This is a genomic window from Methanomicrobium mobile BP, assembly GCF_000711215.1.
Lineage (GTDB): Archaea > Halobacteriota > Methanomicrobia > Methanomicrobiales > Methanomicrobiaceae > Methanomicrobium > Methanomicrobium mobile.
Genome location: NZ_JOMF01000004.1, coordinates 204,331 through 218,553, shown reverse-complemented (window position 1 = coordinate 218,553; position 14,223 = coordinate 204,331). Strand labels below are relative to the sequence as shown.

Below are 14,223 nucleotides of genomic sequence, written 5' to 3'. Positions count from 1 at the left end.
GACTATATTTAATTTAGATCATATTTAGATTAAATTTAGATTAAATTTAGATTAGATATAGAATAATTCACATAACGACTGCATGCAACGAGATTCTGCATAAAAAGAGGTTCTAACATGGTTCGGTATTTCTTCAGTCCGGTATCGGTAATCCTTCTTTTATTTCTGATAGCGGCGGCAATCTTCCTTATTCCACTGCTCTTTCTGGGTCTGATAGGAAGTGCTCTCTCAAAACTCGGTTTCAATATTATCTGGATTATCGCGCTCATAATCGGCATGATCGTCGGCAGTTTCATCAATATTCCGTTAACGAAGGTAAGATCCGAGCAGCAGTTCGTCCGCGTTGAGCACGGCAGGCTCATGGATAGGCTCTACAGAGTGCCCGAGTTTTCCAACGAGACGGTTATCGCCGTTAACGTGGGCGGCTGTGTCATCCCCGTTTTCGTATCGCTTTACATCCTGCTCAGCGCATTGACGTTTGCCGACCCTGCGGGACTTTATCTCCGCTGCCTTATCGGAACGGCAATAGTCGCCGCCGTTGTCTTCAAGACCTCAAAGCCGATTGCGGGGCTCGGAATTGCGACGGGTTTCCTTATACCGCCGTTATGCGCGCTTATCTGCGGCATTGTGCTCGCCGGCGGCGATCCGTTTACCGCGGTCGCGGTCGCATACATAAGCGGCACAATCGGCACTCTCATAGGTGCGGATATAATGAATCTTAAGAATCTCGCCAATGCCGGCGCTCCCGTTGCATCAGTAGGCGGTGCGGGGACTTTCGATGCGATTTTCCTGAGCGGCATCATTGCGGCGTTTCTGGCGTGAGAAACTATTAAAACCCTTTTAAATTCTTTCAAAAATGAAAGGACTATATTTTCAAAATCGGTGTTGAATATAGAGATACTGTAAATTGTATGTCATTTTTCAAAAATCTCAAAACAGGAGAATAGTCCGGAGCAGATTCGAACTGCTGTCGCAAGATCCAGAGTCTCACATGATTGACCGCTACACTACCGGACTATTAATTGCGACCTGTTAGCCTTTACAGGAAGCATTAACATATAGTCTCTTTTGACTAATTAATGTAACTGTTTTTTCGGATTTCGTGCAGTAATTTTTGTGAAAGAATTTCTTTGATTTGCGTATATTTGCCGATAATGGACAATATTATTGGATATATGGAATTAATGCATGTATGCAACATTGCCCGCATCTAATTATTTATGCGGATGCCCGGTTGATGCGTGGTGTGTCGGCATATGCGTACCCGGTAAAGCACTCATGCGGTGCAGTATATATACCGCTTTTGTGATTGTCGATAACATGATACCCTCCGACCGCCAATTTTATCATCACATGCTGGCATGTCACACTCACACCGAAATATCATGCGGTTGTGCAACTCTTTTAGCGATATTCGCAGATGTCTGCGATATTTACACCTGCGATCCGCACCTGTGACCACAAAGGATATATTAAGGGGTCTACAAATATTCCTGTATATTCCGTCGTTCGGAGTATGGGGCATAGCGTATTGGCATTCGTCAAATGACGAATCAGATGCGATGTGTCTATATGAGAACCTTAACTCGTAAATTAAGGAGGTTTAAATGACAAGCAAAAAATTAGGAATAGCACTGTTATCCCTTGTTGTTCTTGCAATCTTTGCAGTTGCACCAGTTGCTGCTGCGAATCCGTTTGCAACTAACATTACTGCAGGAGATACAGTATTCATTGGAGAGTCCGGTTTGGACATAACCTATGCTCTCAATGCAACAAATGGCAATGCCATTGCATGGTTTGCAGCAGGTTCAAAAGTTAAGGAAGACACACCTGCAAAAGTTGTGACACTCACACCTCAGGGTGTTTATAATTTCTATGTCGATCAGGGAACTTTCTCAAATTACCTTGGTCCGTGGTATTCATACAATGCAACTAACGGAACAAATACGGTACTTGCATTCTATGTTGAACAGCCTTCATTAAAAGTAGGTGTCTACAGAGAGGATGGTACAACGTCGCTTGACGGCAAGAAAGCCATCGCTGATGAAAATGTAAACCTTAAGATTGAAAGTACATTTTCAACACTCTTCCAGCGTGCAACCACTGAGAATAACCTCTTACGCAACCGTGAAACGTTTAATTTCTACTCACAGTATAAGAACGGAACACGTTGCGATAATCTGAGTGTCCCTGGTACGACCATTGGTAGGAACTACACATCGACAATGGATTTCTATGCAAGTGCTACTGAAGATGTTAAAAAGAACCTTACAGTAACGCTCAGCGATAGTGTACCTGGTGTCAACTTCTATGCAATTGCGCCTAACAACGCCAAGCTTAATGCATTAATTAACCTTTACTTTGGTACAACATCCTTGAGAGCTCAGCACCCGGATGTTTCCGATTATATGGTTCACAACTTCGAGGAAACCGAATATGTTCCTTCTTACGATGCAATGATTATCTATCCTGTCTGGAGTGCAGGTGAAGTTGTTGATGTTGAAGAACAGCTCGGCTACAAGTTACTTACCGGTGAATTCAAATTCTATGCTGATATCAACGTAAACGGCATGAAAGATAACCTCGGTGAGATCACCGGAAAGACACTTTCCAACACTGCAACAGTTACAATCGACAAGGAGACTGTAACAATTACCTCTGACAAATCGACAGTTATCCGTAACAATGGATTCTCGGTTAAAGTCGACGGTACTCCAAAAGCATACTATGCTGTTTGGATTTCCGGCACACACGGTTATGATTACAAGGAAGTGCCTGCATTTGTAAAGAACCAGCAGGATGTTTATCCAATGAATCATACACAGGCATACTATTCAGAGTATAAGGCATCTGGAGGAAGGATCTCTTCTGATATACCTGAGAATGCGTTTGTAAATGATACGGTTGATAGTAATTACGACTACACCGGTAACTATGCAGTTATTGCACAACTCAATGCAGCAGGTACAATTAACCTTGGTCTGATCACAAATGAGGAAACTAAGGATACATCTTTCACAATCCGTGCAGAAAGAATCTATTCCGGATCTACACCTACTGATAAAAAATTATATCTTAACGATCAGCTTTACGACACAGTAAAGGTAAAGATTGAGAAAGGTGCTGTTACTATCACAGCGTCCGGTGACGGTTCATACTACCTTGGTGAAGAAGTAACCCTCTCGGGTACAAACACCGATTCAGATGATGTCTATCTCTTCATCACAGGACCTAACCTTCCGGTTGCGGGTGCCAGACTCGATAACCCGAAGTTCAGTCCGAAATATGCGTCTCAGAGTCAGGTAGTTACTGTAAAGACAGACGACACTTGGGAATACAAGTGGGATACATCAGGTTCAGTCCTTGATGCAGGTACATATACAGTCTATGCAACCTCTGACTTTGCATTAAAGAGCGGTACTGAAAAGACACTCTCTGATGTAGAGTATGACACAGTCTCAGTAGTAATCAAGAAGCCATTCGTTACGGCAACAACCTCGGCATCCACAGTTGCAAAGGGTGACAAACTCTTCATCCGCGGAACTGCAGAAGGTAACCCGACACAGGGTGTCGCTATCTGGATCCTTGGAAAGAACTACTGGAACGGTGAAAGACTTGAGGGCGGAAAATATGAACGCTCCTACATGGTTACTGAGAATGTAAACGATGACGGTTCATTCGAGTACGAGTTCGGTACTTCTAAGACAAAAGACCTTGCATCAGGACAGTACTTCGTAGTTGTCCAGCACCCGATGTACAACGGTGAATTTGATGTTAAGACCAAGTACAACAGTGGAGACGATACCGTACAGGTAATCACAAACCCGAAGGGAACTCAGACAGCGACTGTAAATGGTCAGGCATTCATCATCGCAGGTGCTGCTGATAAACTCCAGGGCTCAGATGCCGCTGAAGCTTTAATCCAGGCAATCAACTCCGCAAACATTGATGATACCTACACCAAGCTCACATTCCTGGTTGAAGAGCCATGGATCAGAGTTAACTCCGTAGGCGACCACTACATCGGTGACCAGTTCAAGATCACAGGTACAACCAACCTTGCAATCGGTGACAACCTCATTGTAGAAGTTACATCTTCATCCTTCCAGCCAACCCAGAAGACACAGAGCGGAGAGTTCTCCGGTGTATCTTCAACAGTAAAGGTTAACGAAGGTTCATCATACAATGAGTGGGCACTCGATGTTGACGCATCAACCTTCAAGGCAGACGAGTACATCGTAAACGTCGAAGCAATTGAAGCAGAATGCACAACAACCACAACATTCAACATCCTGACTGGATCAGCAACCGTTGCACCTACCAGTGCACCGACCTCAGCACCTACCTCAGCACCGACCAGTGCACCCACAACCGCACCGACCCCGGCAGCAACAGCTTCACCCGGATTCGGAGCACTTGTTGCACTCATCGGTCTTGGAGCAGTAGCTGCTCTGATCATCAGAAAGGATTAAATTAATCCCTAAATTCAAAACTTTTTTTTGTAAATTTATCTGATTAGTTACGACTGTTTTATCATTGTTATCACGTGTTAAATTTGATTAAATTGTGGATTTACGCGTGTTTAAGTGTTTTTTGGATTCTATTGTTACAGCAGATATTTTATTCACATTTACGGCATAATCCTGCGAAGCAATTTTATAATCAATCAGAATATTATAAAGCCAATAAGGAGAATAGTATTTTATGCACATTCGTATGATTCCGGTTTTGGTATTTATAGGAATATTCTTTACAGTCGGAATCGTTCAGGCATACGACACGGGAAATAAACTCGCAGTAAATATCTATCCCGGAGATACTATATTTATCGGCGAATCCGGGTTGAATGTATCCGCGGCTCTCGGTTTGGAGACTGAGATAGCATATTTTTTCGAAGGTTCAAATGTCCATACGGATGAACCCGAAAAAGTAGTCCCGCTCACACCTGCGGAAATAAAAAATTATTATGTGGATTTGGCAACATTTGAGGGCTATACAGGTCCGTGGTATGCTTATAATTCCACTGATTCCGCCAATACCGAATTGGCATTCTATGTGGAACAGCCTTCATTATCCATAAGTCTTTATAAGGAGAATGAAACCTATCCTATCGGCGACTATAAAGTTGTTGCCGATGAATCGTTAATGATTAAAATTGAAAGTCCGTTCGAGAGACTCTTTGAGCGTGCTTCTACCGATGCAAATAAGCCATACGGTGTCTTTGATTTCTTTGCAATCAATACCAGCGGTGCCGTAAATTATACAAATTTATCTGTTCCGGGTATATACTATGGCATTGCATATTCCGAAGCTTTTGAAGCAGCGGATGAGCATCCGGATAATATTACCGTAACCCTTTCAGATTCAATGCCGGGTGTCAACGTATATGCGGTTGCGCCGAACAAAGCGAAACTTTCATCCTTGATTGTAGTTCCCGATATATTCAGCCCCGACTATAATGTGGCATCTCTCCAAAATTGGCATCCCGATCGCACCGATTATATGATTAATTACGATCATCCTGTCTGGAGTGCGGGACGTGTCGTCGATAACGACAATGTTATCGGTCATAAGATTATTACCGGGGAATATCAGTTTTATGCCGACATTAACGTAAACGGCATCAAGGATAACCTCGGTGAAATAGAGGGGGAGACAGTTTCATTCGTTGAAACGGTTAATGTCGAGAAGGAAGATATTACAATCAAGGCGGAGAAAGCAGTCATAACCCGTAATAATGATTTCTCGGTGACTCTCGACGGTACTCCCAAAGGACTCTATGCCGTCTGGATCACGGGCGTAAGAGGGTACGATCATAAAAAAGTGCCCGCATTCATGAGGGATCAGAACGATGTTACCGCGATGACCTATGCTCAGGCAGTTAACACTACTTATATGTCGAAAGATATTGCTTCCGATTTGCCTGGCGACGTGTATGAAGCGGGTGAGCACGATTACACGGGCAATTATGCAGTCGTTGCCAAAACAGCGGAAGACGGCACTATTAACCTTGGTCTGATGACGGATGAGAATACAAAGGAGACGATTTTTACCGTCCGCGCTCAGAGAATTCCGAATCTGCGCAATCCCTATTCGAAAGATGACCCGAGCGGTTACAAACTTGACGATCAGCTCTACGATTACGTAAAGGTAACTGTGGAGAAGGGAGCCGTAGTCATCTCGGCAAAAGGCGACGGTTCATACTACCTTGGCGACGACATAACAATCTCGGGTACGAATACGGACTCCGATTACGTCTATCTCTTTATCACCGGACCCAACCTGCCCGTTGCCGGGGGTAAACTCGACAATCCTAAGGTAAGTCCGCAGAATGAAAGCGACAGTCTGAGGATTACCGTCAATACCGATGACACATGGAAGTATCTGTGGGAGACCTCACTCGGTTCGGTTCTTGATGCGGGAACATACACAATCTATGCAACATCGGGATTTGCGCTTAAGAGCGGCACCGAACACACGCTTTCTGATGTGGAATACGACAGTATGAGCATCCTGCTAAGAAAACCCTTCGTTACGGCAACAACCTCCGCCGCCACGGTGGCAAAGGGTGACAAACTCTTCATCAACGGAAAGGCGGAAGGAATGCCTTCAAAGGGTGTCGCCATCTGGATTCTCGGAAAGAACTACTGGAACGGCGAGAAGGAAGAGATTGGGAGTTCGGCGATGGTAACCGAGGGCGTGAACAGTGAAGGCGAGTTCAAATACGAGATCGGTTCGGGGGTCACAAGCGACCTTGCCTCGGGTCAGTACTTCGTTGTTGTCCAGCATCCCATGTATAATGAGGAGTTCGATGTCATGGTCGAGGTCAACGAAGATGAAAACGCCGTTGATGTCATCACAAATCCCTATGGAGCGAAGGATGCGAACGGCATTGCGTTTATAATCGCCGGCGCCGGCAAACTTCAGGGTTCCGATGCCGCGAATGCCCTGATTTCCTCGATAAATTCGGCGAATATCGACGATACCTATACCAAGCTCAGCTTCATCGTCGAAGAGCCGTGGATAAGGATTAATTCAATCGCCGATCATTACGTCGGCGACAAATTCCAAATTACGGGCACGACCAACCTTGCGATCGCCGACAGTCTTATTGCGGAAATTACATCTCTGTCCTTCAAGCCGACCGATAAGACACAGAGCGGCGAGTTTACGGGCATTTCTTCAGTGATAGCCATTACCGAGGGTTCGGAATACAATGAATGGGCACTCAATGTCGATGCTTCGACTTTCAAGCCGGATGAGTATATATTTACCGTCGAATCCGTGGATGCGGATATCAAAGAAACCACGGTGTTTAACGTCCATGAAGGAACGCCCGTAACCCCGCAGGTAAACGAGCCTGAAAACGAACAGGAAAACGAACGTGCAGACGAATCTGTAAACGAAACCGAAGATGAATCCGCCGATGAATCGGCAGACGAGTCGGAGAGCGATTCCGCATCCGAAACTCCGTCAGCCTCACCCGCCAAGACGACCGTGCCGACTCCGGCGGCAACGACAGCGCCCGGATTCGGAGCACTGATTGCATTAATCGGGCTTGTGGCAGCGGGGGCTTTGGCTTTTGTAATCGGAAAAGATCCGTAAGAAAAGATCTGTGATTTCCCTTTTTAAGGCATTCATGATCATAAGGGTTATGGTGGCGAAAATCTGCGAAGAACTATTACTCATATACGCTAAATATATCTATCTAAATTAGTAACATGCCTGTACTGAAGTAAACTGCATGAGACGGCTACCCTGCATTTGTACTGTCATTCAATGAGGATGCCGTCAATAAAACCAAACCCGAAAAGACGAAAATGACACATAATAATATCATCATAGTTCGGTTATCTCTCGTATTGATTGCCCTATTTTTGACAGTCTCCGCCGTTCAGGCGACGGATTATGTGACATATATCACGGTCAGATACTACGATCAACCCATACCCGGAGGGTCGGGTGTAATTGACAATCCGTATTCAACCGGTATTTTTCCCGGGGATACAGTCTTTATCGGAGAGTCCAATTTGAATATTTACGAGACTCTCAATAAAACACGAACCATCGCATGGTATGCGCCGGGTTCAAGAGTCGGAACGGACACTCCCGGAAAAGTAATTACTATCGCGCCTATAGAAATATACCATTTCTATTTTGATTCGGCAAGATTCGCAGACTATACGGGTCCATGGTATTCATATAATGCAACCGGCGGTCTTGCCGAATTGGCATTCTATGTTGAGAAGCCTTCTTTAAAAATAAACAGCTACCGGGGTGACGGAACAACTTCGATTGACGGCAAGAAAGTCATCGCCGATGATCCGGTAATGCTTAAGATTGAAAGTACTTTTGCGCCGCTCTTTTTACGCGGAGAAAACGACCAGGAGGAGAATACTTTTTATAATTTACTTGCTAAGCGGTCTGATGGTGGAGATTATTATAGGACAGAGTTTTTTAATATCACAGGCACTGAAATAGGAAAGTATCGTAATATTCTGAATGTCACGTATGGCTATACGTATTATGATGATGGCACAATAGATGATGAATCTTTGGACTTTGTATACCGGAGACCAGTTCCGAATTATGACGATATAGGCATCGAAGTTTATGCAATAACTCCCGACGAAGCAAAACTTAAGTCGATGATAGTGGTTCCTAATCCAAACGACGGTAACTTTACGAATGTAAATCTTCAGGCCATTAAGGTGAATCGTTCCGATTTCTGGGTAAATAACGCAACCCCCGTCTGGAGTGCGGGACGTATTGTTGATAATGACAAAGTCCTCGGGCATAAAATACTTACGGGCGAATATCAGTTCTATGCCGAGATCAACGTCAACGGCATGGAGGATAACCTCGGCGAGATTACGGGACAGACTGTTTCCAATACCGTAAAGGTCACGGTAGACAGGGAAACCGTAAAGATAACGTCGGACAAAGCGACCGTTATCCGTAATAACGGATTCTCGGTTAGAGTAGACGGCACTCCGAGAGCACTTTACGCGGTCTGGTTTACGGGTGTAAGCGGCTATAACTATAAAGAGGTGCCCGCATTCATTAAGGATCAGGAGGATGTTACTCCGATGAGTTATTTGCAGGCGGAAAGAACGGAATATAAGCCCTCCCACACGAATATAGCGGATGATCTGCCAGAAGGAGTGACGGAGGAAGGTGATTTCACCGGCAATTATGCCGTCGTTGCAAAACTCGCCGCTGACGGCAGCATAAACATCGGCATAATGACCAATGAGAATACAAAAGACACTTCGTTCACTATCCGTGCACAGAGGATAAAATATCTGGATGAACCTCTCAGTCCCGAAGAATATTATGAGCTTGATATGCAACTATATGATACCGTAAAGGTAAAGGTCGAAAAGGGAGCGGTCACGGTCTCGGCATCCGGCGACGGTTCATACTACCTGGGTGAAGAGGTAACGCTCTCGGGTACAAACACGGACTCGGATGACGTATATCTCTTCATCACGGGACCCAACCTGCCGGTTGCCGGCGGCAAACTCGACGCACCCAAGACAAATCCGACTTCGAAGGATAATACAAGAGTAACTGTCAAGACCGATGATACCTGGGAATACAAGTGGGATACCTCTGGTTCAATCCTTGACGCCGGCACATACACAATCTATGCGACATCCGATTTCGCTTTAAAGAGCGGCATTAACAAGACGCTTTCGGACGTCAAATACGATACCGTTTCCGTCGTAATCAAGAAGCCGTTTGTTACGGCAACGACATCGTCATCCACGGTCGCAAAAGGTGACAAACTCTACATCCGCGGAACCGCCGAAGGTCAGCCGACACAGGGTGTTGCCGTCTGGATTCTCGGAAAGAATTACTGGAACGGCGAAAAGACCAATCTTATGGAGTCATCAATGGTAACCGAGACCGTGAACGATGACGGGTCATTCGAGTATGAACTCGGTTCAGCCGATACAAAGGATCTTGCATCTGGTCAGTACTTTGTGGTTGTCCAGCACCCTATGTACAACGGCGTTTTCGATGTAAAGTCTCAGAAGAACGAGGATGCAAAGACCATACAGGTAATCACGAATCCTAAGGGCGCCGAGGATGTAAACGGAGTTGCGTTTATCGTCGCAGGTAACGGCAAACTTCAGGGCTCGGATGCCGCGGAAGCTTTAATCACGGCAATCAACTCGGCGAACGTTGACGATACTTACACAAAGCTGACCTTCCTTGTTGAAGAGCCATGGATCAGAGTTAACTCCGTAGGCGACCACTACATCGGTGACCTTTTCAAGATTACCGGTACGACAAACCTCGCAGTAGGCGACACTCTTATCGTCGAAGTTACATCATCATCTTTCCAGCCGACACAGAAGACACAGAGCGGTGAGTTCTCGGGCGTTTCTTCGACCGTAAAGGTTAACGAAGGCTCGACCTATAACGAATGGGCGCTCGATGTCGATGCATCGACCTTCAAAACGGACGAATACATCGTAAACGTCGAAGCAATCGAAGCCGATGTTACGACAACAACCACATTCAACATACTTGCGGGAACACCGGCGGCGGCACCTGCAGCAGGTTCGACAAGCGTACCTGCCTCATCACCTACAGGTACACCTGCAACCGCATCCGCTCCGGCGGCAACGACTGCGCCCGGATTCGGAGCACTGATTGCATTAATCGGGCTTGGTGCAGCGGGGGCTTTGGCTTTTGTAATCGGAAAACATATCCGGTGAGTATTTTTCCGGATTTATTTCATATTTTTTGCACACTTTTTTTAAGACAACCCCCCATTCAATCAGAATATTATAAAAGCTATGAAAAGAAAAGTAATTCATGTATAAACGTATAATTTCGGCGTTCATACTGATACTCGGATTAATCCTTACGGTCGGCACGGTTTCGGCTACGACAACGACCGTATTAATCACCGTCGTTGACGAAAACAACAATCAGCCGGTATCCGGGGCATCGGTATATGTGGACGGAAGCTATGTGGGATTAACAAACGTTGACGGACAGCTTGAGCATACGCATTCCTTTATCTCAAGTTATCGTATCGGCGTCAAGAAGAACGGCTATGAATACTGGAGCAATCAGGTAACCCCGGGTCAGACAACCGTCAAAGTCGAATTGACGCGCGAAAAGGGATCGCTCACCGTTAACGTCCTGCAATCAGACACTCTCGAGCCTCTCGAGAACGCGATTGTGGAGGTAGTCGGCATTGATTTGGATGCGCGCAAATCCACGGACTTTAACGGCAAAGCGGAATTTGCAGTCTCTTTTTACACCCCGTATGTCGTCACGGTAAAGCTGACGAACTACGAGACGATTGTTAAGACGGTCGAGATGTCGGATGCATCGAAGAGCGTCGATTACCTCATGCAGAGAAACGATCTGGTCATATTCCAGATACTTGACGGCGAAAGCACTTCGAAAGCACCTCTTGCGGGCGCCGAGCTCTACATTGACGGCAAACTCGCGGGCGAGACGGGAAGTGACGGCAAGGTAAATCTCAATCTCGAGCATGAGAAGTCATATCAGATTGCCGTGAAGAAAACCAATTACGAGCCGTTTGAGGAGAACCATTACTTCTCCAGCGACGAGATTATCTATACCGCGACACTCTACAAGTCGCTGAATCCCGTAACCGTATCCGTATATGATGCGCAGAAACGCCCGCTCGGCGAGGCCGAGATTTACATTGACGGCAGTCTTACGGGACTTACCGATTCATACGGCAGAAGCGGCGTAAAACAGCTCTCATCCGGAAACCATGAGATCCTCGTCAGAAAAGCGGGATACAACGATTATAAGGCGAACATCGATGTAAACCCGACGACCGACAACATAATCGTCGAACTTGCGTATTCGTCGGCGAAGATATCGATTCTCGTCATCGACAAGGACAATAATCTGGTCGGGGATGCGACCGTAACCGCGAACGGCAAGGTTCTCGGTGTCACGGATGCGACGGGAAAACTTTCGACCGAACTTATAACAAACGAGGATTATGCCTTTACGGTAAAAGCGAAGGACTATAAGGACTATTCCGACATGCGTCAGGTGCCGCTGGGATGCACCGAGATGAATATTACGTTCATCATCGAGAAAGACTCCACGCTTATGACGATTGTCGGCGTCATTGCGGTCATTGCCGTGATTGCCGTGGTTGCATACGTCGTCATGAACAGGAGCGGCGGTTTCGGTCGCGGCGGACAGGGCGGTCAGAGAAGAGCCCCGCGCAGACGCGACGACGGCGGGCTGTAACCGGCATAATGTCTGTATCGGAACGATATCCACGGCATCATGCCGAATAACTGTGTATTATGTCGAATACAAATAAATCCGAGTAAAATCCAAGTAAAATCCAAATAATCAATTACTTTTTTAACAGGAATTTTTGCCGGAATTATTGATAAAAATACTTCATGACACTAAAAATAAAAAACCGGAAAAATTATTGAATCGAGTTATTATCGCATGATGCAACAGCGTTGAAGACCGTCGGCACCGTGCACCCGATGTTTTGTTTATTTGTCTATCCGTTTATCCGATGTGGATATACTTCTGAACAAGCTTTGCGAACTCTTTTTCGTTGCCGAGGAGCTTGTCGGAGAGACCCGCGTCCTTGAATGCCTTTAACTTTTTAGCCTGGGCATCGATGACGCCGGGCGGGAAGATTCCGTCCTTCTCGAAGAGCTTGCGGTTCTTTAAGAGAACATCCGCGGACTCGCTGCATGAGGTCGGAAGCTGTCTGAGTTTCTTTAAGAACGAGGCATATTCCTTGTCGAAGATGTTGCCGGAGGCATAGAGTTTGTCTGCCATCTCGAGCGCATTGGGCATTGAAAGACCGTGCATTGCGCCGATGATAAGCGAAGCGACCGTCTCGTATACGTCCGCGGCGCCGTCTGCAACACGGTATTCGAAGGTCTGCTTCGATGCCTTCTCGACTCTTCTCTTAAGACCGAAGTTGGCTTCGATTGCCATATCGGTCGAGCCTGTCCATCCGAGCGGAACGCGGACAACTACCGAGCGGTTTCTGTCGCCCCAGCAGATGTAGGTCGGCGCTTCCTGATGCGGAACGAGTCTTAAGTAGGATGTCGGAATCGGGTTGCCGAATGCGGTAATCGCATCGCCGATGTCGAGGATACCCGCGATCATCTTCTTTGCGGTGTCCGAGAGCTTGCCGTCCTTTACCATCACGTTTCTGCCGTTCTTCTCGGCAAGCATGTGGAAGTGCATGCCCGAACCTGCCTTGCCGACAGTTATCTTCGGCGCAAATGAGACTTCGACGCCGTACTGGCTGCCGAGCATTCTGAGGACCCATTTTGCGATGATGAGCTGTTCGACCGCGAGAATCGGGTCGCAGGGGAGGAACTCGATCTCGTGCTGTTCGTAGTATTTGCCGTCCTTTGTGAAACAACCGACTTCGGAGTGACCGTATTTGATCTTACCGCCGGCACGCGCAACCATGAGGAGAGCCTGGGTTCTCATCTCCGCAAACTTGCAGTAGGGTGCGGATTCGTGGTAACCTTTCTGGTCGACACCGGGGTAGATCTCGTCAACGTCGCTGATTACATAGTATTCAAGTTCGCCGAGGCACTTGTAGTCCATGCCGGTCTCTCTCTTGAATGCGATTGCCGCCTGCCTGAGGATATACTCCGGCGACGACGCCAGCGGCTTACCGGTGTTGTCGTAGAAAGAACAGAGTATGTCGAGTGTCGGCACTTCCGCGAACGGGTCCATGAAAGCCGTGGAATAGCGCGGAATTACGTAAAGGTCGGAGCTTCCTGCCTCGATGAACGGGAAGAGACTGCTGCCGTCTACTCTTTCGCCGTCCGAGAGAATAGTGTCCAGATACTCCTTTGAAGAGAGAACAAAGTTAAGGGTCTTGAGTCTGCCGTCCGCGGCAACGTAGCGGAAGTTGACCATTTCAATCTTATTCTCTTCACAGAATCTGATAATATCGTCCTTGGTGAAGTCTTTGGGATCTTTCTTAAGGAACTGTACCAGATCGTTTGGATTCATCAAAATTTCAGAGTCATTCATTCATCTAATATGTATGCGGTTTACCGTATATATTCGCTGTTAAGTGTCGATTTTATTCATCAATACTTATAAAAAAGCGGGACCGACCGCGGTTTTTTCACGGCGTTACTCGGTTTTTCCGGCACCGCGGTCGGAAAAAGCGCACATGATATCCGTGTAAATTATCTTGTGCAAATC

General features: G+C 46.4%; 6 protein-coding genes and 1 tRNA gene. 5 read left to right on the top strand and 2 right to left on the bottom strand.

Annotated elements, in window-relative coordinates; all coding sequences use genetic code 11:
- Positions 1-117 precede the first annotated feature (117 nt).
- Positions 118-822 (top strand): DUF1614 domain-containing protein, encoded by a 705-nt coding sequence (locus tag T502_RS00990; RefSeq protein ID WP_042705225.1) that lies wholly within the window; start codon positions 118-120, stop codon positions 820-822.
- A gap of 122 nt (positions 823-944) precedes the next feature.
- Here the strand turns inward: T502_RS00990 and T502_RS00985 are convergent.
- Positions 945-1,017 (bottom strand) — tRNA-Gln (locus T502_RS00985).
- Between the two features lie 590 nt (positions 1,018-1,607).
- Between T502_RS00985 and T502_RS00980 the strand changes: the two genes are divergently transcribed.
- The 4 genes from T502_RS00980 (at position 1,608) to T502_RS00965 (ending at position 12,264) form a co-directional block, all read left to right on the top strand.
- Positions 1,608-4,472: an MEMAR_RS02690 family S-layer glycoprotein gene (locus T502_RS00980; RefSeq protein WP_042705224.1), complete on the top strand. Its 2,865-nt coding sequence runs from the start codon at positions 1,608-1,610 to the stop codon at positions 4,470-4,472.
- Positions 4,473-4,728: 256 nt separating this feature from the next.
- Positions 4,729-7,605 (top strand): MEMAR_RS02690 family S-layer glycoprotein, encoded by a 2,877-nt coding sequence (locus tag T502_RS00975; protein WP_169736966.1) that lies wholly within the window; start codon positions 4,729-4,731, stop codon positions 7,603-7,605.
- A gap of 215 nt (positions 7,606-7,820) precedes the next feature.
- Positions 7,821-10,730, top strand: a complete 2,910-nt coding sequence (locus tag T502_RS00970; protein WP_084172921.1) for an MEMAR_RS02690 family S-layer glycoprotein — start codon at positions 7,821-7,823, stop codon at positions 10,728-10,730.
- A gap of 100 nt (positions 10,731-10,830) precedes the next feature.
- A complete protein-coding gene (locus T502_RS00965; protein ID WP_042705223.1) occupies positions 10,831-12,264 on the top strand; it encodes a PEGA domain-containing protein in 1,434 nt (477 codons plus the stop codon).
- 279 nt (positions 12,265-12,543) lie between these two features.
- Here T502_RS00965 and T502_RS00960 read toward each other — a convergent pair whose 3' ends face one another.
- Positions 12,544-14,025, bottom strand: a complete 1,482-nt coding sequence (locus tag T502_RS00960; RefSeq protein WP_245597722.1) for a glutamine synthetase family protein — start codon at positions 14,023-14,025, stop codon at positions 12,544-12,546.
- Positions 14,026-14,223 lie beyond the last annotated feature (198 nt).